Here is a 23,857-nt window from a genome sequence, read left to right as displayed (position 1 = left end):
ATTCGCGTGCGGCCAACGTCTCGCCTGCGCATCCTGGACCGAGGCTAGGCCTTGCCCGTGTCGCATTGCGGCAGCGGCGGTTTGATGACGCGGCGGCGCTCTATCGACGGCTCGTCGCCGAACAGCCGGACAACCCAATTACAGCCGAAGGGCTTGGAACCGTGCTCGATCTGCAAGGACTACACGGCGAAGCACAGACGGTGTATCGCGACGCGCTGCGCATGCATCCCGAAGCATATGGCTTGAAGACGAACCTTGGACTTTCGCTGATTCTCAGCAACAAACCACGGGAAGGCGCCAACGTTCTGCTCGACATTGCGGGTCTTGCGAATGCTCCATTACAGGCACGGCAGAATCTTGCGCTCGCGTATGGCTTGCTCGGCAATGCAGACGCGGCGAAGAAGATTCTCGTGAGCGACATGCCCGCCGCATCCGCGGAAGACGATCTGCGCTTCTATCGAAGCCTACGCGCGAAGCTCGATGCGCCGAGCCCCGATCACGGCCGCGCCCAAACAAGTCCACTGTCTGCAAGCGACGCTGGCCACAGCGTGGCAACACTCAAATGAAGCGCGGTGCGTTCGCCATGTGCCTGCCGATGCGTTCGCCGATGCGATGGGTGACGCCACGCGCGAATCGGCGCGCTACGTCATGGCGTGGCGACGAACGGGGCGTGGTCGCGCTCGAGTTCGTCCTCGTGTTTCCGTTTCTGATGCTCGTGTTGTTCGGCATCATCGATACGAGCCTCATCCTTTGCGACAAGGCTGTCATCACCAATGCGAGTCGCGAGGCCGCCCGCGCCGGCGTCGTTGTACGCGTGCCGCAGATGGCTGCAAGCCAGATCAGCACCGTCGCGCTGACGTATGCGCAAGGCAGTCTCGTGACGGGCGGAACCGCAACGACACCAACGGTGACGGTCGACCAGTCGAGCGGCACAGCGTCGGGCAGCCCATTAAAGGTGACCGTGAGCTACGCGTATCAAGGACTCGTGTTGGGCTCGGCGCTCAGTGCGCTAACGGGTCCGGTGACGCTGACAGCCGTCACGGTGATGAACTATGAATGATCGGATCATGTGCGGCCGTGCTCGCCGCCCACGTCTTCCAACGCGCTGCGCGGGTTGCCTTCCGCACCTTCGTCGTATGAACGTGTCGCGCGTGCAGCAACGGCAACACGGATCTGTCGTGCTTTTCTTCCTGCTGTTCATGATCGCATTGCTGACGTTTGGCGCTTTTGCGGTCGATCTCGCGCGCGTAAGCGTCGCGCGCAACGAGTTGCAGGATGCCGCCGATGCGGCCGCGCTTGCAGGCGCGGCCGCGCTCGCGAAATCGAGTACGGGCGGGCCGAACTGGTCCCAGGCGTCGACGGCGACGAGCACTGCGATCGCACTCAATTCGTCCGATCAGAACACGTTATCGACAGGCACCGTGCAAACGGGATACTGGAACCTGACCGGCGCGCCTTCGACGATGCAAGCGACGACGATTACGCCGGGCACGTACGACGTTCCAGCGGTGCAGGTCACGGTGACCCGTGCCGCGAATCAGAACGGCGGCGCGATCGCATTGCTGATGGGCGGGTTCCTCAACTTGTTGAGCACACCCGGCAGCGCGACAGCTGTTGCGGTCGCCGCGGCGCCTGCGACCGTCGACGCGGGCGGCCTCTTTCCAGTCGTACTTGATCAGTGCGTGTTCAACCAGTATTGGAACGTGACAGCCAACGAACCGGTGCTCGACCCGTCGACCGGGCTTCCGTACGAATTTCAAATCGGCAACGGCCAGCAGTACGGCGATTCCTGTTACGCGGGCCAGTGGACATCGTTTCTGACCAACGCGAACGATGTACCGACGATCCGCACGCTGATGGCCAACGGCAATCCTTCACCCCTTAGCATCGGCGACAGCATCTGGATCGAGCCCGGCGTCAAGACCTCGTTGTACAGCGACGTCCCGGTGGGCGTCACAGTCGTCATTCCCGTTGCAACGCAGATTATTAGCAAGACCTACGTACCGATCGTCGCGTTTGCTGCATTTCATATCGACGCGTCGGTCGGCGGCAGCGGCAAGTACATCCAGGGTCATTTCGTGGGCGGCTACGAAATACCCGTCTCGTCGTCCGGCGTCGGACCGGGTTATGGCGCGTATGTAGCGCCTCGCCTCGCCCTTTGAGATGCCAGGACCGCTCACGCATCCCCAACCTATCCACCAGGGAAAAAACTAGTGGACTGACCATTCTCATCGTGTAGCATCCGGATCGTTACATTATTCAATGTAACAATAAAAAATGTTATCGTGATGGGCCGCCGCACGCCCGTCGGACAGCATATTCGGAGGCAGGTATGGGTGAGAGGGCCATTCCACACGTCAACGTAGACGAACTGGCGCAGTTCCGTGAAGTCCAGCAACTGGCCTATCGGTGCGTCGAGAGCGTCGGCGATATGCTCCAGGTGGGCATGACGGAAAAAGACGCCGCCCGGCTGCTGACCGAATGGTTGCAGGATCACGGCGTGCGTGACTGGTTGCACAAACCCTTCGCCTGGTTTGGCGACCGTACCGCATTTGAGGGTTTTTCCGGTCTGTCGCACATGGCCGGCTTTAACCTGGCTTTCTTCCCGAGCTCACGCCGCCTGGAAGAAAACATGCCGGTCATTCTCGACGTGGCACCCGTTCTGAACGGTGTGATCGCCGATGTCGGCTACGCCACCTGTGTCGGCACGAATCCCATTCTCGAGCAACTGATGGACGACCTCGCCGAACACCGCGAGCTGATCGTCAGCATGGTGAAGCAACGGCGCACGCTTGCCGATGTGGCGCGCGCGGTCGACCTGCTGTGCAAAAAACAGGGCGTGGAGCCGCGCCATAAAGCCTATCCGTTCAAGGTGCTTGCCCATCGTGTCGCGAAGCTGCACAAGCCCGCCAAGCCGCGCTTCGTGACGCGTTTCGGCCTGAACGCCACACGCAACCTCGTCCTCGACCAGGTCAGCGCAGGCAAGAAGGACGGCTGGTCGCCGTTGTGGTCGATCGATCGCCGCTCCGAACATGCACCGACGCCCGGCCTGTGGGCCGTCGAACCGCATCTCGGTTTTCAGGGCGTGGGCGCGAAATTCGAAGAGTTGCTCGTCATCACCGATGACGACGCCTACTGGCTCGACGACGATCTGCCGCATGTGCGCCGCTGGGCGCAACGCGGGCAGGTGTTGTCCGCGGCATGACGGAGGCGCACATGCAGCTCTTAACCGAACCCGTACCACCCACGCTATACGAGGCGCCGTCCGCCACGCATCGCACCGATTTCAAGGTGCGCTCGGGCGACGTGACGCTTGCCGCGAAGGCATGGGGCGACCCCACCCGGCCTACTGTGATACTGGTGCACGGCTACCCCGACAACAGCGAAGTCTGGGACGCTCTGGCCGGCTTGCTGGCGCACGATTTCCATGTGGTTGCCTACGATGTTCGCGGCGCGGGGCAATCCACTGCCCCAACCCGCACAAAGGCATATCGCTTAGGAAAACTCACCGACGACTTTATCGCCGTCATCGATGCCGTTAGCCCAAATCGCGCAGTCCATCTGGTCGCACACGACTGGGGCTCGATCCAGGGGTGGGAATTCGTCACCGAAGAACGCTTGCGTGGGCGCATTGCATCGTACACGTCGTGCTCGGGCCCTTGCCTCGACCATGTCGCTTACTGGATGCGAGCAAGGTTGCTGCGTCCCACGCCGCGGTCTATCGGCAAGGTATTGGGCCAGTTGGTGCGCTCCTGGTATGTGCTGCTGTTTCACCTGCCGGTGCTGCCAGGATTGACCTGGCGCTTATGGCTCGGCCGCGCGTGGCCGCGGGTGTTGCGTCGTGTGGAAAAGACCCAGATCGCGCCTCGCCCGACGCAAAAGCAGGACGGCATACGCGGTGTATCGCTCTACCGCGCCAACTTCATCCGCTGCCTGTTCACGCCGCGCAAGCGTTACGCGCACGCGCCGGTCCAGGTGATCGTGCCGACGCTGGACAAATACGTCAGCCCGGCGCTGTCCGAAGATCTTTCTCGATGGGTGCCGAAGTACTGGCGCCGTGAACTAACCGCGCGGCACTGGGTGCCGGTCACCCACCCGGAACAGATGGCTCAGATGGTGCGTGAACTCGTGGAGCACACCGAAGGCGGCGACGAACCGGAGACCCTCCAACGCGCCCGTATGGATTCGGCACGCAAACCGCTCAGTGGCAAGCTCGCGGTCGTGACCGGCGCGGGCAGCGGCATTGGACGATGCATTGCACTGGAATTCGCGAAGCAAGGTGCAGCCATGGTCGCGGTCGATATCGACACCGCAGGCGCGGAGCGTACCGCTACGCTGGTCAGGCTGTTAGGCCATCACGCCTACGTGCGCAAGGTCGACGTCGGCAGCGCCGAACAGATGGAAGCGTTGGCCGACTGGGTCGGGACGGAACTGGGCGGCGCGGACATCGTGGTCAACAACGCTGGCATCGGCATGGCAGGCGGTGTACTCGACACCTCGGCACAGGACTGGGAGCGCATTCTTCACGTCAACCTGTGGGGCGTGATTCACGGCTCACGCCTGTTCGCCCAACAGATGGTGAAGCGCGGCAATGGCGGCCACATCATCAACACGGCGTCAGCCGCGGCCTTCGCACCCTCGCGCGACCTGCCCGCCTACGCGACGACCAAGGCTGCCGTGCTGATGCTCAGCGAGTGCATGCGCGGAGAACTCGCGGGTCAAGGTATCGGTGTCAGCGCAATCTGTCCGGGGTTCGCCGAGACCGGGATCATGGCGGCCACGCAATACGTCGGCGCCAGCGCTCAGGAACAGGATCGAATGCGCCAGAAAGCCACGAAGCTTTACCAGTTGCGCGGCCTGCAACCCGAGACGGTGGCGAAAGCTGCGCTCCGCGCGGTATTGCGCAACAAGCCTGTCGTCGCCATCGGCATCGAGGCGCATTCAATGCGGTTCATCTCACGCTACATGCCCTGGCTAGGCCGCACGATCGCTCGCATCAGCATGGTGCCGCGCTGAGCTTACCCACCGGACGCCGGAGACCGTTATGACCCAAGAGCAGACCCAATACAAGATCAAGGCACGCCATGTGAAGTTCGACTGGAGCCAAACGCCGATTCAGTGGATTCCGGGCGACCCGTCGAGCACGCACATCATCAATGTGCTGAACCTGCTGTTCCCCGCCGGCGAACTATGGTTCTGCCGCGTCTACAACAAGGCGCTGCCGTTGATCACCGACCCGGCGTTGCGCGACGACGCAGAAGGGTTTCTCAGGCAGGAAGCGGTGCATTCGCGCTCGCACGGCGGTGTGCTCACGCACTACTACAAGGCCCACGGCATCGATACGCAGCCCTTCACCAAGCAACTCGACTGGCTGTTTGGCAAGCTGCTCGGCGAACAACCGCTTGGGCTGAAGATCGGCAAAACGCGCTTCTGGCTGCGTCAGCAGCTTGGCGTCATCGCCGCGCTGGAGCATTTTTTTGGTTACCTCGGCAATTGGGTGCTCAATGCCGACGGGCTCGATGCGGCGCATGCCGACCCAACCATGCTCGACCTGCTGCGCTGGCACGGCGCCGAAGAAGTCGAGCATCGGACCGTAGCCTTCGACATCTTCCGGCATATGGGCGGCACCTACTTCGAACGCTGCTTCCACATGCTTTCGACCGTCATGCTTCTGTTGTACTTTCTGACGCGCGGCGCGCGCTTCATGCACCAGCGCGATCCCGATGCCGGTAAGTACCGAGGCTTTATCCTCGCCTGGCACGCCGGGGCGCGGCGCCGTTGCCTGCCGTCGTTCTGGAAAATGATCGCGGCAGCGCTGCGCTATTTCAATCCGCGCTATACGCCGCATCACGAAGGCTCCACCGAACAGGCGCTGGCTTATCTTGCCACTTCGCCCGCGGCGCAGGCCGCAGCGCATGGCGGCAACTGGGTTCGTAAGGCGAGTTGATGCGGGGCGGGGTCGCTATTGCCAGGGTGCCTTCTTTAAAGCGTATGTGGCTGCAGTTTTCATCGTCCAGGCAAGTATGAGCCCGGCGGCGGCGTGGTACATTCACCCACCAATTTACGGTGGGCATGCCCGCCACGAATGGCCGATCGCTGCAACGTAGTCGCCGTTCGGCAGAGATGCCATTCGCGAGACAGCGACCGACGACAGTGCCATGCGCAACACCGTTCCCGACACGCCCCTCGACCTGCCTGCGCACAGTTCGCCGTGGGCGCTCTTCTGCATTTTCCTACGGCTCGGCCTGACCTCGTTCGGCGGCCCTGCCGCGCACCTCGGCTATTTCCGCGACGAGTTCGTCAAACGCCGCCGCTGGCTCGACGAGCACACCTTTAGCGACGTGGTCGCGCTGTGCCAGTTTCTGCCGGGCCCCGGCAGCAGCCAGGTCGGCATCGCAATCGGCCGTTTTCGTGGCGGCATCGCCGGTGCGCTGGCGGCGTGGCTCGGCTTCACTTTGCCGTCGGTGGTGCTGATGGTCGCGTTCGCCTACGGTTTCACTCATCTGGCGGAGGCGAACGCGCTTCATCTGCTGCGCGGGCTCAAGCTTGCGGCGGTCGCCGTCGTCGCGCAGGCCGTCTGGTCGATGGGACGCACGCTCTGCCCCGACCGCGCCCGCGTCACGATCGCGGCGGCATCGGCCATCGCGGTGATCGTGTTCGGTGCGACTTACGGCCAGATCGCGTCGATCGTGGTGGCGGGCATGGCCGGCGCCCTGCTTCTGAAATCGTCGACCGAGGTGCCACGCGCGCCGCTCGGCATGCCCGGCACGAAGACCGGCGCCCTCCTTTGCCTCACCCTTTTCGGGCTTCTGCTGTTCGGCCTGCCCGCCGCCGCTGCTTTGCTGCATGCGTATCCGCTCGACCTGTTCGCGGCGTTCTACCGGGTCGGCTCGCTGGTGTTCGGCGGCGGCCATGTCGTGCTGCCTTTGCTTGAAGCGGTCGTGGTGCCGCGCGGCTGGCTCTCGGCCAATTCCTTCATGGCAGGCTACGGCGCAGCCCAGGCGATACCGGGGCCGCTGTTCACGTTCGCGGCGTTTCTCGGCGCCGCCAGTAACGGTAATCCGGCGGGCATCACAGGCGCGCTGATCGCCACCGTGGCAATTTTTTTGCCCTCGTTTCTGCTGGTCGGCGCGGCGTTGCCGCTGTGGGGCGAATTGCGGGCATTCGCGTCGATGCGCCGGGCGATGGCCGGCATCAACGCTGCCGTGGTCGGCATTCTGCTCGCCGCGCTCTACGATCCGGTGTGGACCAGCGCGGTGCACAGCGGACGCGATTTCGCGCTGGTCGTGGTGGCGCTCGGGTTGCTCGGCTGGTGGCGCGTGCCTTCGTGGGCTGTGGTGCTGCTCGCGTGGTGGGTTGTCTGAGTCAAAACAGCCGCTTCACCCTCGGCTACTGAGCGATGCGGCATTCCCACCTTACATTTTGACATGCTATGATGCGAATCATTCTCATTTACAAAAGTGCCGCATCCACCGATCCGGCGCGCACAGTAGCCCATGGCGGCAAACGAATCGGCCCTGCATCACGAGATGCAGGCGCTCTACAGCGATCATCACGGTTGGCTCCACGCATGGCTGCGTAAGAAGCTCGGCTGCGCGCATCGCGCTGCCGACCTCGCGCACGACACGTTCGTGCGTCTGCTCGCCCGTGACGAACCGCTTGGCGTGCAGGAGCCACGCGCGTTCCTGACGACAGTCGCACAACGCGTGATGGCCAACTACTGGCGTCGCGAGCAGATCGAGCGTGCTTACCTGGAAGCGTTGGCGCTCGTGCCCGAGAGCTTCGCGCCCTCGCCTGAAGAACGTGCGCTGCTTCTGGAAGCGCTGTGCGAAATCGACAGTCTGCTGGAGCGGCTGCCGGTCGCCGTCAAACGTGCTTTCCTGCTGGCCCAGCTCGATGGCTTGAACCATGCTGAGATTGCCGCGCAACTGAAGCTTTCCATCTCGACCGTGAAGCGCTATCTGGTGCGCGCCGGCGCGCAGTGTTTCTTCGCGCTGAGCGCGGCCTGACGGATCGACGGATGAACGCGAGCGCGAGACCCGATATTCCGCAACCCATCGCCCTGCGCGCCGTGCAGTGGTGGATGGAACTGCAATCCGGCGAAAACACGCGTGCGCAGCAACTTGCGCTGGCGCACTGGTGCGCCGAGCATCCCGATCACAAACGCGCATGGCAACACATCTGCAGCGTCAGCAGCCGCTTCAGGGGCCTCGCTCAAGCAACCACGGGCAACGCAAACGCGGACGCAGGCGGCGTGGCAGCCGCCCACGCTGCGCTGACGCGCACCGGTTCGGCGAGGCGCCGCACGAGTGTCAACGTCCTCGCGACCCTGCTGTTCGCCGGCGGCGCCACATGGATCGCCGGTGAACACGTGCCGTGGCGCGCATGGAGCGCGGGTGCGCGCACCGCGCTCGGTGAGCGCCGCACCATCACGCTCGCCGACGACACTCGCATGACGCTGAACACCGACAGTGCAGTCGATATCCGCTTCAGCAACACCGAGCGGCGCGTGCGCCTGATCAAAGGCGAAATCATGATCGCGACCGGCCACAGCGCCGGCGAGCAGCGGCCGTTCATTGTCGAGACCGCGCAAGGCAGTTTGCAACCTTTAGGCACGCGCTTCGCCGTCAGGCAGCAGAGCGCGCTTTGCCGCCTCGATGTGTTCGAAGGCGCCGTGCAGATCAGCCCGCTCGATGCGCCTGGCCTCGCACCGGTCGTCCATGCTGGCCAACGCGCCCGCTTCACGCGCGACGACGTCAGCGCACTCGAGCCGATCAGCGAGAACGACGCGGCATGGACGGATGGCCTGATCGTCGCGAGCGGCATGCGGCTCGGCGATTTCGTGACCGAGCTCGACCGTTACCGCACGGGGCATCTGAGCTGCGATCCCGCAGTGGCCGGCTTGCGGCTCTCGGGCACTTACCCGCTCACCGACACGGACCGCGTGCTGGACACTGTGGCCAGAACTTTGCCGGTCGAGGTCGTATTCATCACGCGCTACTGGGGCACTGTGCGCGCGGCTCGCTCCTGAAACCGATACGCGCCACCCGCGCTGAAAATTTTTTCGTTTGTTGTGAGCTGTTTTCGAATCTCGCGTGACAAGGGAGATGAGAGCAACACATCGTCTACCTTCCTGCGAGCTTTGAACATGGGACAGCATCGAAAGACCGGCGGCGGTAATGGCCGCTGGGGCAACTGCGGCAGCCGTGGCAGTCGTGGCGCTTCGCGCGCGCGGCAGCCGGCACACTTCGCGCGGCATCTCGCAACGGCCGCGCTGATCTCGGCGGGACTGCCGTTCAACGTGGCGCTGGCAGCCGATGCGCCGTCCGCCGCCGAGGCGCCGGTGCGCAAGAGCTACGACATTCCGGCCGGCCCGCTCGATGCGGCGCTCAATCGCTTCGGGCGCGAGAGCGGGCTGCTGTTGTCGTTTCCGGCGGCAATGACGGACGGCCGCATGAGTGAAGGCCTGCGCGGCGATTACGACGTACGGCAAGGCTTCGATCGAATCCTGCATGGCACAGGGCTCGGCGCGGTGCAGCAGTCGAATGGCAGCTATACGCTCGTACAGCGCGCCGAATCGGCAGCGAAAAACGGCGACACGCACGACGCCACCCTCCCCGCCGTGACGATCAGCTCGACGACCGTGAAAGCCGGCAGCTACCGGCCACCTGTCGATGCCGTGGTGACGCGTTCGGACACACCGGTGCTCGACACGGCCCAGGCCGTCAATATCGTGCAGGCCCAGGTGCTGCGCGATCAGCGTCCGCGTAATCTCGACGATGCGCTTGCGAACGTGAGCGGCATCGTGCAGGGCAACACGTTGGCCGGCACGCAGGACACCGTGCTTAAGCGCGGCTTCGGCGGCAATCGTGACGGTTCGATCATGCACAACGGCATGCCGCTTGTGCAGGGGCGCGCGTTGAACGCGGCCGCCGACAGCGTCGAAGTGCTCAAAGGTCCGACTTCGCTGCTGTACGGGATCATGGACCCGGGCGGCGTCGTCAATGTAGTGAGCAAGCAGCCCTTGCTCAAGCCCTATCACGCGATCTCCGTGCTCGGCTCGACCTATGGACATGGCCGCAATGGGGCTGGCGCGACGCTCGACACGACTGGGCCGATCGGCGACTCCGGTCTCGCTTACCGGCTCGTTGTCGATCAGACCGACGAGCAATACTGGCGCAACTTCGGCGAGCATCGCGAGACACTCGTGGCGCCGTCGCTCGCGTGGTACGGACGCGATACGCAGGTGGTGGTGTCGTACGAATATCGCAAGTTTCTCTATCCCTTCGACCGCGGCACGGCGCTCGATCCGAAGACCAACAAGCCGCTTGCCATATCGAGCCGCGAACGTCTCGACGAACCGTTCAACGAAATGGACGGCGAATCGCATCTGGCGCAGGTCGGCGTCGATCATCAGATCAACGCTAACTGGAAGGCTCACTTCGGCTACAGCTACAACCGCGAGAGCTACGACGCGGGCCAGTTGCGCGTGCAAGGCATCAACAGCACGACCGGCGCCGTATCGCGCAGCAACGACGCGACGCATGGCGCGCTCAGCACGGACAGCTACGCGATCGCTTACGTGGACGGCCATTTCGACATCGCCGGTTTGCGCAACGATTTGCAGGTCGGCGTCGACGACGAATACCGCCGCATTTATCGCAAGGACCTGCTGCGCCAGGCCACGAAATATCCGTTCAACTATTTCAATCCGGTTTATGGGTTGGAGAGTCCGTCGAGCACGGTGTCGGCGAGCGACAGCGATCAGACCGACACGCTGCACGACCGCTCGTTCTTCTTCCAGGACAGTTTGCATCTCACCGACAAATGGATTCTGATCGGCGGCGCGCGTTTTCTGAGCTACAACCAGATCGCGGGAAAGGGCCGGCCGTTTGTCGTCAACACCGACATCAACGGCACCAAATGGCTGCCGCGCGCGGGCGTGGTCTACAAATGGACCGACACGGTATCGCTGTACGGCAGCTATACGCAGTCGCTCAAACCGACCTCGACGATCGCGCCGCTCGCCTCTGGCGTGGTGATCGATTCGTCGGTGCAGCCTGAGGAAGCCACCTCATGGGAGCTCGGCGCCAAAGTGGCGATGCCCAACGGCCTGAGCGGCACGCTGGCGCTTTTCAATATCGACAAGAAGAACGTGCTGGTGCAGCAGTACAACGACACCACCAAGCAGACCGACTGGCGCACGGCCGGCAAGGCGCGCTCGCGCGGCGTGGAACTCGACGTGGCCGGCCAGATCGGCCAGCACTGGAGCGTGATTGCGAGCTACGCGTACATCGACGCGAAGACCACCGAGGACCCGCTCTACGCCGGCAAGCGACTGTGGAATGCGCCGCAGAACACGGCATCGCTTGCGGCGGTGTACGACTTCGGCACGATCTTCGGCGGCGACCAACTGCGCGTCGGGGCCGGCGCCCATTACGTAGGCACGCGTCCGGGTGATTCGGCCAATAGCTTCACACTGCCGGCCTACACCGTCGCCGACGCCTTCGCCACGTACGAGACGAAACTCGGCAATCGCCATCTGTCGTTGCAGCTCAACGTGAAGAATCTGTTCAACAAGACTTACTACCCGTCGAGCGTGAACAAGTACTTCGTGTCGGTTGGCGACGCACGTCAGGTCTCTTTGCTGTCGACGCTGGAGTTCTAGGCGGCTGCACCGACACCGCGCGCACGATACGCGCGTTCAATGGATCAACATGGGATTGGAACTGTTATGAAGCTTTGGAACCGTTGCGCAGACAAGGGCGTGATGCCCGCCCGCAAACGCCGGACATTTCTCACCGCGGCAGCGGGCCTCGGAGCCTTGCTGGCTGTCACGACACCTGCTGCGCGTGCGGCATCGAGGGGGCCACGCGCGGGCAAAAAAGTCGTGATGGTCGTGCAACTAAACGGGCCGAACCTGGCTGTCGACCAGAAGATAGCGGCACACCTGGACGCGCGTGGCTACAGTGTGAGCATGCTGGAGCAGGCGCAACCGCCTGAGGCGGTTGGCGATGCGGATCTTGTCATCATTTCATCGACGGTCTCATCGAAACAGGTGGTGGGTGGCTGGCGTTATCTGGCCAAACCGTTGTTGACATGGGAAAACGATTTGCTTGACGACTTCGCGATGACGGGCAAGCGTCACGACGTCGATTTTGGCGAAGCGGAAAAAAAGCGTTACCTGTGGCTGGTCAATGCGCCGCACCCGATCGCAGCCGGCTTACCGGCAGGCGTGACGAACGTATACGTCAAACAGGCCGGGATGAGTTGGGGCAAACCGGGCCTTGGCGCGACGATCATTGCGACGCTGTATGGCCAACCGGAAAAGGCGGCGATTTTCTCGTACGAGAAAGGCGCGACGATGGACTACGAGTCGCTGGCTCCGGCCCGGCGTGTGATGTTTTTCCTGAACAACGACACGTTCGGCAACCTCTCGCCGGCGGGCAACAGCCTGTTTGACGCAGCGGTGGATTGGACGATGGGTTTGAGTTGAGGGGTACGGCGCGGGCGCTACAACGTAGGCCACCGCGCCGAATAGAACACGAGCGAGAAAACGCAGCGAGTGGTTTTATGAACCACCGCTGCGGCGCGCGCAGCGCCGCCGGAAGTATGACGGCCTTGTCACTCACGTCGAATGTGCGAGAACACAGATTCCAGATGCACCACTACCTCCTCCAAGCCAGGAGACCCGCTTAAGAGTTAGCGGTTTGAGCCGCTTTCTCTTGCTTACTTCTCTTTGCGGCCGGCAAAGAGAAGTAAGTGCCGCCCCGCACAGGGGCAACGCTAATAAACCGATAAGAAAGCAAGGAAAGGCCAACACCGCCAGCAAACAGACACAGCATCAATTCGAAGCCGCCCCAGCCTGACCCGCAGGCGCCCCAGCTGTCTTCGTAGCGCCGGCCCCATCCGTCCCATGCTGAATAGCATAAATCTCCCGATTGCGAGCGATCTCAGCATCCGACGGCGGATAGTCATTATTCCGCGCTGGCACGAGCCCTTCAGCCTGAGCCTGCTGCAACTGAGCCATGACCTCAGCCCGCGTCAACCCTGACGGATTAGATTGAGCAAAAGCATTCGCTCCAAACGGCAAACTAAGCGCCGCAACAGCAATAGCGGTAAGCAGTTTCATGATGTCTCTCCGAAGATGTGCAAGAAATGAGTGGCTTGAACCACGCTTCCCATTCTTGTCATTTCGGCTGTCGGGGCACTGACCTGCAGATTACCGTTTTGTTATCTACGCACCGCCGTTAAATAAGACCCCAGATAACAGAACGGTAATCTACCCGACCGTAGCCGGTAAGCGCCCAAACCCCACACTCCTGACTAACAAAGAAGCCCGCGTCACGCGCCGCCAGGCACCGAAACAAGACGCCCGCCTCCATCAGCCTCTTTTCAGGAAATCGTCATGTGGATCGTCAAGCTCGCGCTGCGCCGCCCATATACATTCGTGGTTCTCGCGGTGTTGATCTTTATCGTTGGCCCGCTTGCGATACTCCGCACGCCCACCGATATCTTTCCGAACATCGACATCCCGGTGGTCAGCATCGTCTGGACGTATAACGGCTTTTCCGCCCAGGACATGGCCAACCGCATCACCTCGAATTACGAGCGCGCGCTCACCTCCGACGTCGATGATATCGAACATATCGAGTCGCAATCGCTGAATGGCGTCTCGGTGGTGAAGATCTTTTTCCACCCGGGCGCGGACATCAATCGCGCGATCGCCGAGGCGGCCTCCAACTCCGCGTCGATCCTGCGTGTGCTGCCGCCTGGCACGCTGCCGCCGAACATCATCACGTACAACGCGTCGACGGTGCCGATCCTGCAACTCGGACTCTCCAGCGACACGCTGTCCGAACAGCAGCTCTACGACCTCGGCAACAGCCAGATCCGCACGCAGCTGGCGACGGTGCAAGGCGCATCGGTGCCGCTGCCGTTTGGTGGCAAGGTGCGGCAGATCATGGTCGATATCGATCCGCGCGCGCTGCAGGCCAAAGGCCTTGCCCCGCTCGACGTGGTCAACGCCGTCAACGCGCAGAACCTGATTCTGCCGGGCGGCACCGCCAAGATCGGTACGAAGGAATACAACGTGCAGATGAACGGCAGCACCGACACGGTGGCCGCGCTGAACGACCTGCCGATCAAGACAGTGGCAGGCGGCGTGGTGTACGTGCACGACGTCGCCCATGTGCGCGACGGCTACGCGCCGCAAACCAACATCGTGCGCAACGACGGCAAACGCGCTGCGCTCCTCACCATCGAAAAATCCGGCAGCACGTCCACGTTGACCATCATCCAGCAGGTCAAGGCGATGCTGCCGCATATCGCGGCCGGTTTGCCGAGCGCGTTGCATATCACCGCGCTGTCCGATCAATCGGTGTTCGTCAAGTCGGCGGTAGTGGGCGTGGCGCGCGAGGCCGTGATCGCCGCGGCCCTGACCGCGTTGATGATCCTGCTGTTTCTCGGCAGCTGGCGCGCCACGCTGATCATCGCGGTGTCGATTCCGCTCGCGGTGCTGACCTCGCTGATCGCGCTTTCCGCGCTCGGCCAGACCATCAACATCATGACGCTCGGCGGGCTCGCGCTCGCGGTGGGTATTCTCGTCGACGATGCCACCGTCGCGATCGAAAACATCACACATCATCTGGAAAACGGCGAACCGCTGCACGACGCGATTCTGAACGGCTCGGGCGAAATTGCCGTGCCGACTTTCGTCTCGACACTGTCGATCTGCATCGTGTTCGTGCCGATGTTTCTGCTCTCCGGCGTTGCCCGCTATCTGTTCGTGCCGCTCGCAGAAGCAGTGGTGTTCGCGATGATCGCGTCGTATTTCTTCTCGCGTACGCTGGTGCCGACCCTCGCGATGTATCTGATGCGTGCGCGCAGTAACGCGCCGGTCACGGGCAACGGCCCGATTGCACGCCTGGTCCGTTTCCAGGCCGCCTTCGAACATCGCTTCGAGAGGTTGCGCGAACGTTATCGCGGCGTGCTCGGCTCGGCGATTGCGAGACCGCGCCGTTTCATCGCAATCTTCCTGTTGCTATGTATCGGCTCGCTCGCCCTGGTGCCATTTTCCGGCCGCGATTTCTTCCCGGCTGTCGATACCGGCGAGATTCGCCTGCATCTGCGTGCGCCGACCGGCACGCGTATCGAAGACACCGCGCGCATCACCGATGAAGTCGAAGCCCGTGTGCGCAGCGTGATCCCGAAGCAGGAACTCGCGGCCATGCTCGACAACATCGGCGTGCCGGTGAGCGGCATCAACCTGACCTACGATTCATCCGACCCGATCGGCCCCGAAGACGCCGACGTGATGATCACGCTCGCAGCCGGACACAAGCCCACCGCCGCCTATGTGGCGACGCTGCGCACTACGCTATCCAAGGATTTCCCCGGCGTCACGTTTGCCTTCCTGCCCGCAGATATCGTCAGCCAGATTCTCAATTTCGGCCTGCCGGCGCCAATCGATATCCAGATCGTCGGCAACAAGCTCGACGCCAATCGCGTCGTGGCGAACCGCTTGCTCGCGCAACTGCGCGGCGTGCGCGGCCTCGTCGATGCGCGCATCCAGCAACCGGGCGACGAACCCGCGATCAACGTGAATGTCGACCGCACGCGGGCGATTCAGGCCGGTCTGTTGCAACGTGACGTGTCGCAGAACCTGCTGATCGCACTCTCGGGCAGCTCGCAGACCACGCCGAATTTCTGGCTCGATCCGCACAACGGCGTCAGCTATCCGCTGATGGCGATGATGCCGCAGTACGACATCAACTCGCTGCAGGCGCTGGCCAATATTCCGGTCGCGCAGAGCGGTGGCGCGGGAGCGGGCGTGGTGACGGCGTCCGCTGCGGCAAACGGCAGCGGCCCCGCCCCGCAAAACCTGCTCGGCGCGCTGAGCACGCTGACACGCGCCACCCAGCAAGCCGTCGTCTCGCACTACAACGTGCAGCCGGTGCTCGATATTTTTGCGTCGGCGCAAGGGCGCGACCTCGGCGGCGTGGCAACCGACGTGAACCGGCTCGTCGATCAGATCCGGCCGCAATTGCCGCCGGGCGCGTCGATCGTCGTGCGCGGCCAGGTGCAGGCGATGCACGACTCGTTCAGCGGCCTCGCAAGCGGTCTCGTGTTCGCGATCGCCCTCGTCTATCTGCTGATGGTTGTCAATTTTCAGTCGTGGCTCGATCCGTTCATCATCATCAGCGGCTTGCCGGGCTCGCTCGCGGGCATCGCGTGGATGCTGTTCAGCACCGGCACGAGCCTGAGCGTGCCGGCACTGACCGGCACCATTCTGTGCATCGGCATTGCCACGGCCAACAGCATTCTCGTGATCAACACCGCGCGTGAATTCCACCACGGCGGCAAGCCGCCGCTGCAGGCCGCACTCGAGGCGGGCTTCAGCCGCTTCCGTCCGGTGCTGATGACCGCGCTCGCCATGCTGATCGGCATGCTGCCGATGGCGCTCGGCCTCGGTGACGGCGGCGAACAAAACGCGCCGCTTGGCCGCGCGGTGATCGGCGGCCTCGCACTCGGCACGGTGTCCACCTTGCTGTTCGTTCCGGTCGTCTACGGGATGGTGCATGCGTGGCTCGACAAACGCCGCTTGAAAAAAGCCGCGGCGCAAGCCACTCCGGCCATCCAGTGACTGCCTTTAAAGGAGCTTAGAAAATGGACCATCAAAACGACCTGCATGAACCACAGACCTCGGCTGACGAGATCAGGCCTGTCGCGCGGCGACGCTTCGTGGCGCCGCTGACATTCGGCGCCATCGCTGCCGCGCTGCTTGTCATCGGCATTGTTCCGAGATTGCACGCAAGCACCGCGCTGACCTCGCAAGCCGCTGCGCAAAACGCGTTGAGCGTCTCCGTCATCAAGCCGCGCAACGCCCCTGCGACCCAGGAGCTTCTGCTGCCCGGCGCCGTGACGGCCTATGCCGATGCTTCGATCTACGCCCGCACGAGCGGCTATATCCAGCACTGGAATGCCGATATCGGCACCCCGGTTAGGGCCGGGCAAACACTGGCTATCATTCAGACACCGGAACTCGATGCTCAGCTTCATCAGGCTCGTGCCGACGAAGCGACGGCACAGGCCAATTTCGAATACGCCAAAGTCACCGCGCAACGCTGGCAGGACATGCTGAAGACGCAGTCGGTCGCGCAACAGGACACTGACACCAAGGTCAGCGACATGCGGGCAAAACGCGCCATGCTGCAGTCCGCTCAGGCCAATGTGCAACGCCTGTCCGAGCTTGTCTCGTACGAGAACGTGAGCGCACCCTTCGACGGCGTGATCACGGTACGCAACGTGAATGTGGGTTCATTGGTCACGGCAGGCAGTTCACCGGGCCTCGCCGCGCAGCCCGGTGAACTCTTTCATATCGAGCAGACAGATACGTTACGCATATTCGTCGACGTGCCGCAAAACGATGCGCCTTACGTCACGCCGGGCACCGCGGTTTATCTGAGCGTGCAGCAATATCCAGGCAGGCAGTTACCCGGAAAGGTCGCGCGCAGTGCGGGCGCGATCGATCCGGTGAGCCGCACGTTGCACGTGGAAGTCGATGTCGACAACCGCGACGGCGGGCTGATGCCCGGCGCCTACGCGCAGGTGCATCTGGCCTTGCAGAACAACCACCCGGCGCTGGACTTGCCGGTTAGCGCACTGCTCTTCCGGCCCAATGGCGTGACGGTCGCAGTTGTCGACAATACCGGCAAGACCGCGCTGAAGAACGTGACCATCGGACGGGATTTCGGCACCCACGTGGAAGTCACGACCGGGCTCACCGCCAACAATCGCGTGATCGACAATCCCGGCGACGCTATCAGCCCCGGCGAGCCGGTGCAGATAGCCTCGTCCGCTTCGTGAGGATCGCGACCATGTTCATGTCACCCGCTTCCTTCACCCGCAAGGCACTCGTCGCCTGCGTGAGCGCGGCGCTCGCTGCTTGCTCGACCATGCCTGCTTACGAGAAACCGGACGTCGCCGTTCCGGCGCACTACGCCGGCGCCGGGTGGGCGCCCGCCGCACCCGCGGACACGCAGCCGCGCGGCCCATGGTGGACCGTCTTTGGCGACCCGGAACTGAACCGGCTTGAAAGCCGTATCGATGTCTCGAACCAGACCGTGAAGAAAGCGGTCGCGCAGTTACAACAGGCGCGCTCGCTCGTCGACTATCAGCGCGCCGGTTTCTTCCCGAGCGTGACGGCCGGCGCGTCGCAAACCCGGTTCCGTACATCGCAGAACGTGCAGGGCCATTCGCTTGCGGGCAAGACCATACCTGATTATTCAGCCGGTCTGAACGCTTCGTGGGAACCCGACCTCTTTGGCCGCGTGAAGGACGCAACGGTCAACGCGCAAGCGAATGCCCAGGCAAGCGAGGCCGACCTTGAAGCTGTGCGCCTTTCGATGACGAGCGACCTGGCCGTCGATTACTTCGACCTGCGTTCACTCGATACCCAGAAGAAACTTCTCGACGACACCGTAAAAGCCTATGCCGACGCATTGCGGATCCTGAACGACCAGCTCAAGAACGGCGCAATCGATGCCTCCGCCGTGGCACAAGCCGCGACCCAACTGGAAAGCACGCGGACACAGGACACTGATATCGATGTCCAGCGCGCGCAGCTGCAGCACGCGATCGCCACGTTGATCGGGGAACCGGCATCGACCTTCTCGATCCCATCAAAGGTGGAATCGTTCACAGTGCCGGCCATTCCGGCCAGCCTGCCCTCGCAGCTTCTCGAACGACGCCCCGACATTGCCGCCGCCGAACGGCGCGTGTTCGCCGCCAACGCGCAGATTGGCGAGGCCCGTGCTGCGTTCTTCCCCGATCTGATGCTGTCGGCGAGCGTGGGGCTGGAAAGCACCTTCTTCGCGCCGTGGCTAAGCGCGCCGAGTTTGTTCTGGTCGCTCGGCCCGCAGCTTGTCGGCACGCTGTTCGACGGCGGCAAGCGCACGGCTAGCCTGCATGGCGCGACGGCGCAATACGACGGCGCGGTTGCGGATTACCGGCAATCGGTGTTGGTGGCCTTTCAGCAGGTCGAAGACAATCTGTCCGCCTTGCATTCGCTCGCCGACGAAGCCGCCAGCCAGCAGCGCGCGACCACGGCCGCCGATCTGTCGTTGCGGCTCACGACGAACCGCTTCAACGCGGGCGCGGTCAGTTATCTCGACGTGGTGACCGCGCAGACGATCGCATTGACGAACCAGCGCACGGCAGATCAGATTGCCGCGCGGCAGTTGGAGTCGAGCGTGTTGTTGCTGAAGGCGCTGGGCGGGCCGTGGCGTGGGCAGGACACTGGCTCGGCGGCGCAGGATGTGGCGGCCGCGGCAAGCGCGACTGGGCCTGCCACCCCATCCGCTGCCCAATCCAGCACCACGCTTGCTACTGCGCCCGCCGGAACGTAAGAACGAAACACGTGTTCTGCGCGTCGCTCTCCGCATGCGCCGTGCCGCCGTGCAACTCCATGATCGTGCGGACGATGGCAAGCCCGAGCCCCGTCGAACCGGTGGACCCTTGCGAAAGACCGGACGAAGGCAAGGAACTGCGCGACGGATCGATCCGATAGAAACGGTCGAAGATCCGTTCAAGATGCTCGCCGGCGATTGGCTGCCCCTGGTTCGACACAGTGACACGCACCGCGTCGGCCAAAGCGCGAACATCGAGCGCAATCTCGCCGCCGCGCGGCGAATAGCGGATCGCGTTGGCGAGCAGATTGCTGACAGCGCGGCGAAACAGTTCAAGGTCCGCCGTCAGCATCGCTGCACCGGTGACCTGCACCCGGACATTCGCATCGTCTGCGATACCTTCGAAGTATTCGGCAATCCGCGTCAGTTCCTGACCGGCATCGAATTCGCGCATGTGTTTGACAAACTGCGGATGCTCAGCGCGCGCAAGAAACAGCACGTTCTCGATCATTCGCGACAGGCGGTCGCACTCTTCCAGATTCGATGCGAGTACGGTTTCATATTCGTCAGCAGAGCGTGGCCGGGCGAGTGCGACTTCGGCGGCGCCGCGCATATTGCTAAGCGGCGTGCGCATATCGTGCGCGAGGTCGGCGGTGAAGCGCGACAGGTGCTGAAAGCCGCGATCGACGCGTTCGAGCATGGCATTCAGCGCGTTCACCAGTGCTTCGAGTTCGCTCGGCACACGCGCCACCGTGATCCGCGTATTCAGGCGATTGACCGTGACGCGGCCCGCACTCGCCGCGATATCGCGCAACGGCCGCATGGCGGCGCGAATCAGCAGATAGCTCAGCAGCATCGCCAGAACCACGCCGGCCGCGCCTGCGATGGTGAGCTTGTCGCGATAGCGGTCGAGCAGCCGCCAGCGGTCGCTCATGTTGCGCGCGATCAGCACGGTCGCGGTGTCGCCGTCGTGCAGCCGCGCGTCCGTGAGAATGCCGCGGATCGGTGCGCCGTTGCGGCCGGTCCAGGCGCCGATATCCGCATCGGTAATGCGCGCCGAAGCGGGAATACGCGTGAGCGGCGGCAGCGCGGCGATCGTCCCGACGCCGCCAGCTTCAGCGATCTCGCCGGGATCATGGAGATCGCTTGCCTCGCCTGCTTCGCTCGTTTCGCTCGCCCCATTGAGTGCAATGGAAGCACTCGGCGCATTTGAGCCTGTAGAAGCCGCGCTGCTTGCCGCGCCGCCCGCCACCGGGAATGTTTCCCCGGCGTTGTGCTCGATCGCCATGCGCCCATCGGGACCGAAGACTTCCATCGACATCGCTTCATTGCCCAGGACGATGCTGGTCAACCGGTCACTATGCTCGCGGATCCCTTTCGCTGTATCGAGCTCCTGGGCGAGCCGCCGTGCATGGCGCGCGGCAAGCACGATGTCGAGATCGTCCTGCGCCTTGATCTGCTTCGCGAGCGCAAGATACAGAAAACTCCCGACGAGCACGAAAACCGCAAGCGTGGTGACGCCGAAGGCGAGCGCGAGCGTCGCGGCGAGCGAGCGGCCGCGCATCAAGCGGTGTCCTTCAGTTCGAGCACATAGCCAACGCCGCGCACCGTATGAATCAGCTTGACGGGAAAGTTGTCGTCGATCTTGGTGCGCAGCCGGCGGATCGCGACTTCGACGACATTGGTGTCGCTGTCGAAATTCATGTCCCACACATAGGACGCAATCTGCGTGCGGCTCAGCACTTCGCCCTGGCGGCGCGCAAGCAACTGCAGCAGCGAAAACTCGCGCGGCGTGAGATCGATACGCGTGCCACCGCGTTTCACGCGCCGGCGATTGACGTCCATCTCCAGATCGCCCACCTTGATCAGTTCGCTTTCGCGCGGCGGCCCACGGCGCGCCAGCGTGCGCACCCGGGCCAGCAACTCGACGAAGGCGAAGGGCTTGACGAGGTAGTCGTCTGCGCCGAGTTCGAGGCCGCGCACGCGGTCGTCGACGTCGTCGCGCGCGGTGAGGAACAGCACCGGCGTGGTACGCGTGCTGCGCAAGGTCTTGACGACAGTCCAGCCGTCCATGCCGGGCAGCATCACGTCGAGCACGATCACGTCGTATTCTTCTTCCTGCGCGAGAATCAGCCCTTGTGGGCCGTCGTTCGCGACATCGACCGCGTAGCCGGATTCTTCCAGGCCTTTCTTCAGATAAGCCGCTGTTTTCAGCTCGTCCTCGATCACCAGGATTCGCATGGGGAGTGCTCCGCTGTGCTTGACCGTCAAATCATACCGGCAAGCGGAGCGCGTGATGATTACGATCTCGTAATGTTGGCTGCGGATGGCGATGCAGCACCGGCATGGCGCAGCCGCTTCACGCGGGCGATGAGTTCTCGGGGCAGGCGCCGCCCGCGAATCGACAGCAGGCCCCACGTCGAGTTGGCGACCTGCACGGCCCCCGGCGTGGACTGAAACGCGTGAAACGAGCATGCATTCACGCGTTGTCGTAGTGTGTGCGCGGCGCACGCTGCAGTGCGGCACAGCGCCGTTTTCAACGTCGTGGTATCGGCCGCCCGAGTCCTCAGTCAGACACGGTAATATGTGCGGCAGCACGCGCTGCCGCCTCGCTCATGCGATTCACGCGATTCGTTGCGGCACCGGAAGACGGCCACAAGGAGCCAATCGTGTATAAGAACCGGTCTTGCCATCACGCCCTGCTGGCGCCCATGTTGATGCTGGGTTTGTCGCTTCTGCTGCTGGCGCAGCCACGGCCGGCGTTAGCCAGCGAGGACAGCGCCAACGACAACGCGGAAGCCGCGGGCCAGCGTGCCCGCTTCGCCCAGGAATTCTGCGGAGGATCCGCGCAGGATGTGGCCGAGTACAAGGAGAAACTCAGAAAGGTTCTCACCGAAGCCAGCCAATTCGATACGCGCTGGCAGGCGGGTTGGCAGAGCGGGGACCGCGATGCGATCCAGATGCGCTCACTGCAACTCAACTCCCCGTCGGAATTCGCGGAGCGGGTCAAAGGCAATTGCGAACGTATCAAATGGCAGGCCGACAACGCGCTGCGAGCACGCCCGCCCAAGTAGCCCCCCGCCCGAAGCTGTTATTCTTCCCTCTCTCCCGACCACCACCTGGTCGCCTGCCGCCCCCGGGCGGCATTCCCAAGCGGCGCGCTCATGCGCCATGCTTTAGCGAGACAGGAATTTGCATGTTCGGTTTTCTGCGCGGCTATTTTTCCAACGACCTGGCAATCGACCTCGGCACGTCGAACACCTTGATCTACATGCGTAGCAAGGGCATCGTGCTGGACGAACCCTCGGTGGTCTCGATTCGTCAGGAAGGCGGCCCGAACGGCAAGAAGATCATTCTGGCCGTCGGCAAGGAAGCTAAACAGATGCTCGGCAAGGTGCCGGGCAATATCGAAGCGATCCGCCCGATGAAGGACGGCGTGATCGCCGACTTCAACATCACCCAGCAGATGATCAAGCGCTTCATCCAGATGGCGCACGAGTCGCGGATGTTCGCGCCGTCGCCGCGCATCATCATCTGCGTGCCGTGCGGCTCGACTCAGGTCGAGCGCCGTGCGATCAAGGAAGCCGCGCATAGCGCGGGCGCCTCGCAGGTCTATCTGATCGAAGAGCCGATGGCCGCGGCCACCGGCGCCGGGTTGCCCGTCTCCGAGGCGACCGGTTCGATGGTGGTCGATATCGGCGGCGGCACCACCGAAGTGGGTGTGATCTCGCTCGGCGGTATCGTCTATAAAGGCTCGGTGCGCGTGGGTGGCGACAAGTTCGACGATGCGATCGTCAACTATATTCGTCGCAACTATGGGATGTTGATCGGCGAACAGACTGCCGAGGCGATCAAGAAGGAAATCGGCTCCGCGTTTCCGGGCTCCGAAGTCAAGGAAATGGAGGTCAAGGGCCGCAACATGTCCGAAGGCATTCCGCGCAGCTTCACGGTGTCCAGCAACGAGATTCTTGAAGCGCTCACCGATCCGCTGAATCAGATCGTCTCGGCGGTGAAGATCGCGCTGGAGCAGACGCCGCCGGAACTGGGCGCCGATATCGCCGAGCGCGGCATTATGCTCGCCGGCGGCGGTGCGTTGTTGCGGGATCTGGACCGCTTGCTTGCGGAGGAAACCGGTTTGCCGGTGTTTGTCGCTGAGGCCCCGTTGACCTGTGTGGTGCGGGGTTCGGGGATGGCGTTGGAGCGGATGGATAAGTTTGGTGGGGCTTTTTCTTACGAGTGAGGGTGGCGGTTGTTTGTATGCCTGCGGCGTTGGCGTTTCCTTGGTCTGGTTGCCTGCGCGGCGCTTTGTTCTGTGTGCCTACGGCGTTGGCCTTTCCTTGATTTGATATTGGATTATTAGCGTCGCCCCTGTGCGGGGCAGGCACTTACTTTCTTTGCCGCCGCAAAGAAAGTAAGCAAAGAAAGCGGCTTCACACCGCTAATTCTTA

General features: G+C 63.0%; 19 protein-coding genes. 16 read left to right on the top strand and 3 right to left on the bottom strand.

The genetic code is table 11. The features are described 5' to 3' along the window. The 11 genes from GNZ13_RS39935 to GNZ13_RS39885 form a co-directional block, all read left to right on the top strand. On the top strand, nucleotides 1-566 hold a 566-nt coding region (locus GNZ13_RS39935), incomplete at its 5' end, for a tetratricopeptide repeat protein (protein ID WP_172175576.1). A gap of 41 nt (nucleotides 567-607) precedes the next feature. Then, nucleotides 608-1,060, top strand: coding sequence for a TadE/TadG family type IV pilus assembly protein (locus GNZ13_RS39930; protein ID WP_172175580.1), 453 nt, complete (start codon nucleotides 608-610; stop codon nucleotides 1,058-1,060). 76 nt (nucleotides 1,061-1,136) lie between these two features. Further along, on the top strand, nucleotides 1,137-2,162 hold the full coding sequence (locus tag GNZ13_RS39925; protein WP_172175574.1) for a pilus assembly protein TadG-related protein: 1,026 nt from the start codon (nucleotides 1,137-1,139) through the stop codon (nucleotides 2,160-2,162). Between the two features lie 170 nt (nucleotides 2,163-2,332). Further along, nucleotides 2,333-3,205, top strand: a complete 873-nt coding sequence (locus GNZ13_RS39920) for a M24 family metallopeptidase (RefSeq protein ID WP_172175572.1) — start codon at nucleotides 2,333-2,335, stop codon at nucleotides 3,203-3,205. An 11-nt stretch (nucleotides 3,206-3,216) separates the two neighbouring features. After that, on the top strand, nucleotides 3,217-5,016 hold the full coding sequence (locus GNZ13_RS39915) for an SDR family oxidoreductase (protein ID WP_172175570.1): 1,800 nt from the start codon (nucleotides 3,217-3,219) through the stop codon (nucleotides 5,014-5,016). Nucleotides 5,017-5,044: 28 nt separating this feature from the next. Continuing rightward, the gene (locus GNZ13_RS39910) at nucleotides 5,045-5,947 is read left to right on the top strand and encodes a metal-dependent hydrolase (protein ID WP_172175568.1); all 903 of its coding nucleotides are present in this window, start codon (nucleotides 5,045-5,047) and stop codon (nucleotides 5,945-5,947) included. Nucleotides 5,948-6,158: 211 nt separating this feature from the next. Next, the gene (gene chrA / locus GNZ13_RS39905) at nucleotides 6,159-7,364 is read left to right on the top strand and encodes a chromate efflux transporter (RefSeq protein ID WP_172175566.1); all 1,206 of its coding nucleotides are present in this window, start codon (nucleotides 6,159-6,161) and stop codon (nucleotides 7,362-7,364) included. Between the two features lie 132 nt (nucleotides 7,365-7,496). Next, nucleotides 7,497-8,009: a sigma-70 family RNA polymerase sigma factor gene (locus GNZ13_RS39900; protein ID WP_172175564.1), complete on the top strand. Its 513-nt coding sequence runs from the start codon at nucleotides 7,497-7,499 to the stop codon at nucleotides 8,007-8,009. An 11-nt stretch (nucleotides 8,010-8,020) separates the two neighbouring features. After that, complete coding sequence (locus GNZ13_RS39895; protein ID WP_172175562.1) at nucleotides 8,021-9,031, top strand: FecR domain-containing protein; 1,011 nt, start codon at nucleotides 8,021-8,023, stop codon at nucleotides 9,029-9,031. Nucleotides 9,032-9,148: 117 nt separating this feature from the next. Further along, nucleotides 9,149-11,668 carry a TonB-dependent siderophore receptor gene (locus GNZ13_RS39890; protein ID WP_172175560.1) on the top strand — a complete coding sequence of 840 codons (2,520 nt, stop codon included), beginning with the start codon at nucleotides 9,149-9,151 and terminating at the stop codon, nucleotides 11,666-11,668. A 102-nt stretch (nucleotides 11,669-11,770) separates the two neighbouring features. Beyond that, entirely contained in the window at nucleotides 11,771-12,496 is a 726-nt protein-coding gene (locus GNZ13_RS39885; protein ID WP_407945691.1) for a hypothetical protein, read from the top strand. Nucleotides 12,497-12,844: 348 nt separating this feature from the next. Here GNZ13_RS39885 and GNZ13_RS39880 read toward each other — a convergent pair whose 3' ends face one another. Continuing rightward, complete coding sequence (locus GNZ13_RS39880; RefSeq protein WP_172175556.1) at nucleotides 12,845-13,132, bottom strand: DUF4148 domain-containing protein; 288 nt, start codon at nucleotides 13,130-13,132, stop codon at nucleotides 12,845-12,847. Nucleotides 13,133-13,408: 276 nt separating this feature from the next. Between GNZ13_RS39880 and GNZ13_RS39875 the strand changes: the two genes are divergently transcribed. Genes GNZ13_RS39875 through GNZ13_RS39865 form a run of 3 tightly spaced genes read left to right on the top strand, consistent with a single transcriptional unit; the run spans nucleotide 13,409 to nucleotide 19,409 of the window. Beyond that, complete coding sequence (locus GNZ13_RS39875; protein ID WP_172175554.1) at nucleotides 13,409-16,645, top strand: efflux RND transporter permease subunit; 3,237 nt, start codon at nucleotides 13,409-13,411, stop codon at nucleotides 16,643-16,645. Nucleotides 16,646-16,668: 23 nt separating this feature from the next. Then, nucleotides 16,669-17,868 (top strand): efflux RND transporter periplasmic adaptor subunit, encoded by a 1,200-nt coding sequence (locus GNZ13_RS39870; protein ID WP_172167628.1) that lies wholly within the window; start codon nucleotides 16,669-16,671, stop codon nucleotides 17,866-17,868. Nucleotides 17,869-17,879: 11 nt separating this feature from the next. Further along, nucleotides 17,880-19,409, top strand: coding sequence for an efflux transporter outer membrane subunit (locus GNZ13_RS39865; RefSeq protein WP_172175552.1), 1,530 nt, complete (start codon nucleotides 17,880-17,882; stop codon nucleotides 19,407-19,409). Here the strand turns inward: GNZ13_RS39865 and GNZ13_RS39860 are convergent. Together GNZ13_RS39860 and GNZ13_RS39855 are read right to left on the bottom strand one after the other, a co-directional pair. Then, a complete protein-coding gene (locus GNZ13_RS39860) occupies nucleotides 19,387-20,973 on the bottom strand; it encodes a heavy metal sensor histidine kinase (protein ID WP_172175550.1) in 1,587 nt (528 codons plus the stop codon). The two genes, GNZ13_RS39865 and GNZ13_RS39860, sit on opposite strands and share 23 nt — an antisense overlap. Further along, complete coding sequence (locus tag GNZ13_RS39855) at nucleotides 20,973-21,650, bottom strand: heavy metal response regulator transcription factor (protein ID WP_028194508.1); 678 nt, start codon at nucleotides 21,648-21,650, stop codon at nucleotides 20,973-20,975. Before GNZ13_RS39855 ends, GNZ13_RS39860 begins: the two co-directional genes overlap by 1 nt. Nucleotides 21,651-22,078: 428 nt before the next feature. Here GNZ13_RS39855 and GNZ13_RS39850 point away from each other — a divergent pair, with 428 nt between their 5' ends. Together GNZ13_RS39850 and GNZ13_RS39845 are read left to right on the top strand one after the other, a co-directional pair. Further along, nucleotides 22,079-22,483, top strand: a complete 405-nt coding sequence (locus GNZ13_RS39850) for a hypothetical protein (protein ID WP_328807365.1) — start codon at nucleotides 22,079-22,081, stop codon at nucleotides 22,481-22,483. A 122-nt stretch (nucleotides 22,484-22,605) separates the two neighbouring features. After that, nucleotides 22,606-23,649 (top strand): rod shape-determining protein, encoded by a 1,044-nt coding sequence (locus GNZ13_RS39845; protein ID WP_063499191.1) that lies wholly within the window; start codon nucleotides 22,606-22,608, stop codon nucleotides 23,647-23,649. Nucleotides 23,650-23,857 lie beyond the last annotated feature (208 nt).

This window comes from Paraburkholderia elongata (genome assembly GCF_013177735.1).
Taxonomy (GTDB): Bacteria; Pseudomonadota; Gammaproteobacteria; order Burkholderiales; family Burkholderiaceae; genus Paraburkholderia; species Paraburkholderia elongata.
This window is presented reverse-complemented; position numbering and strand designations above follow the sequence as displayed.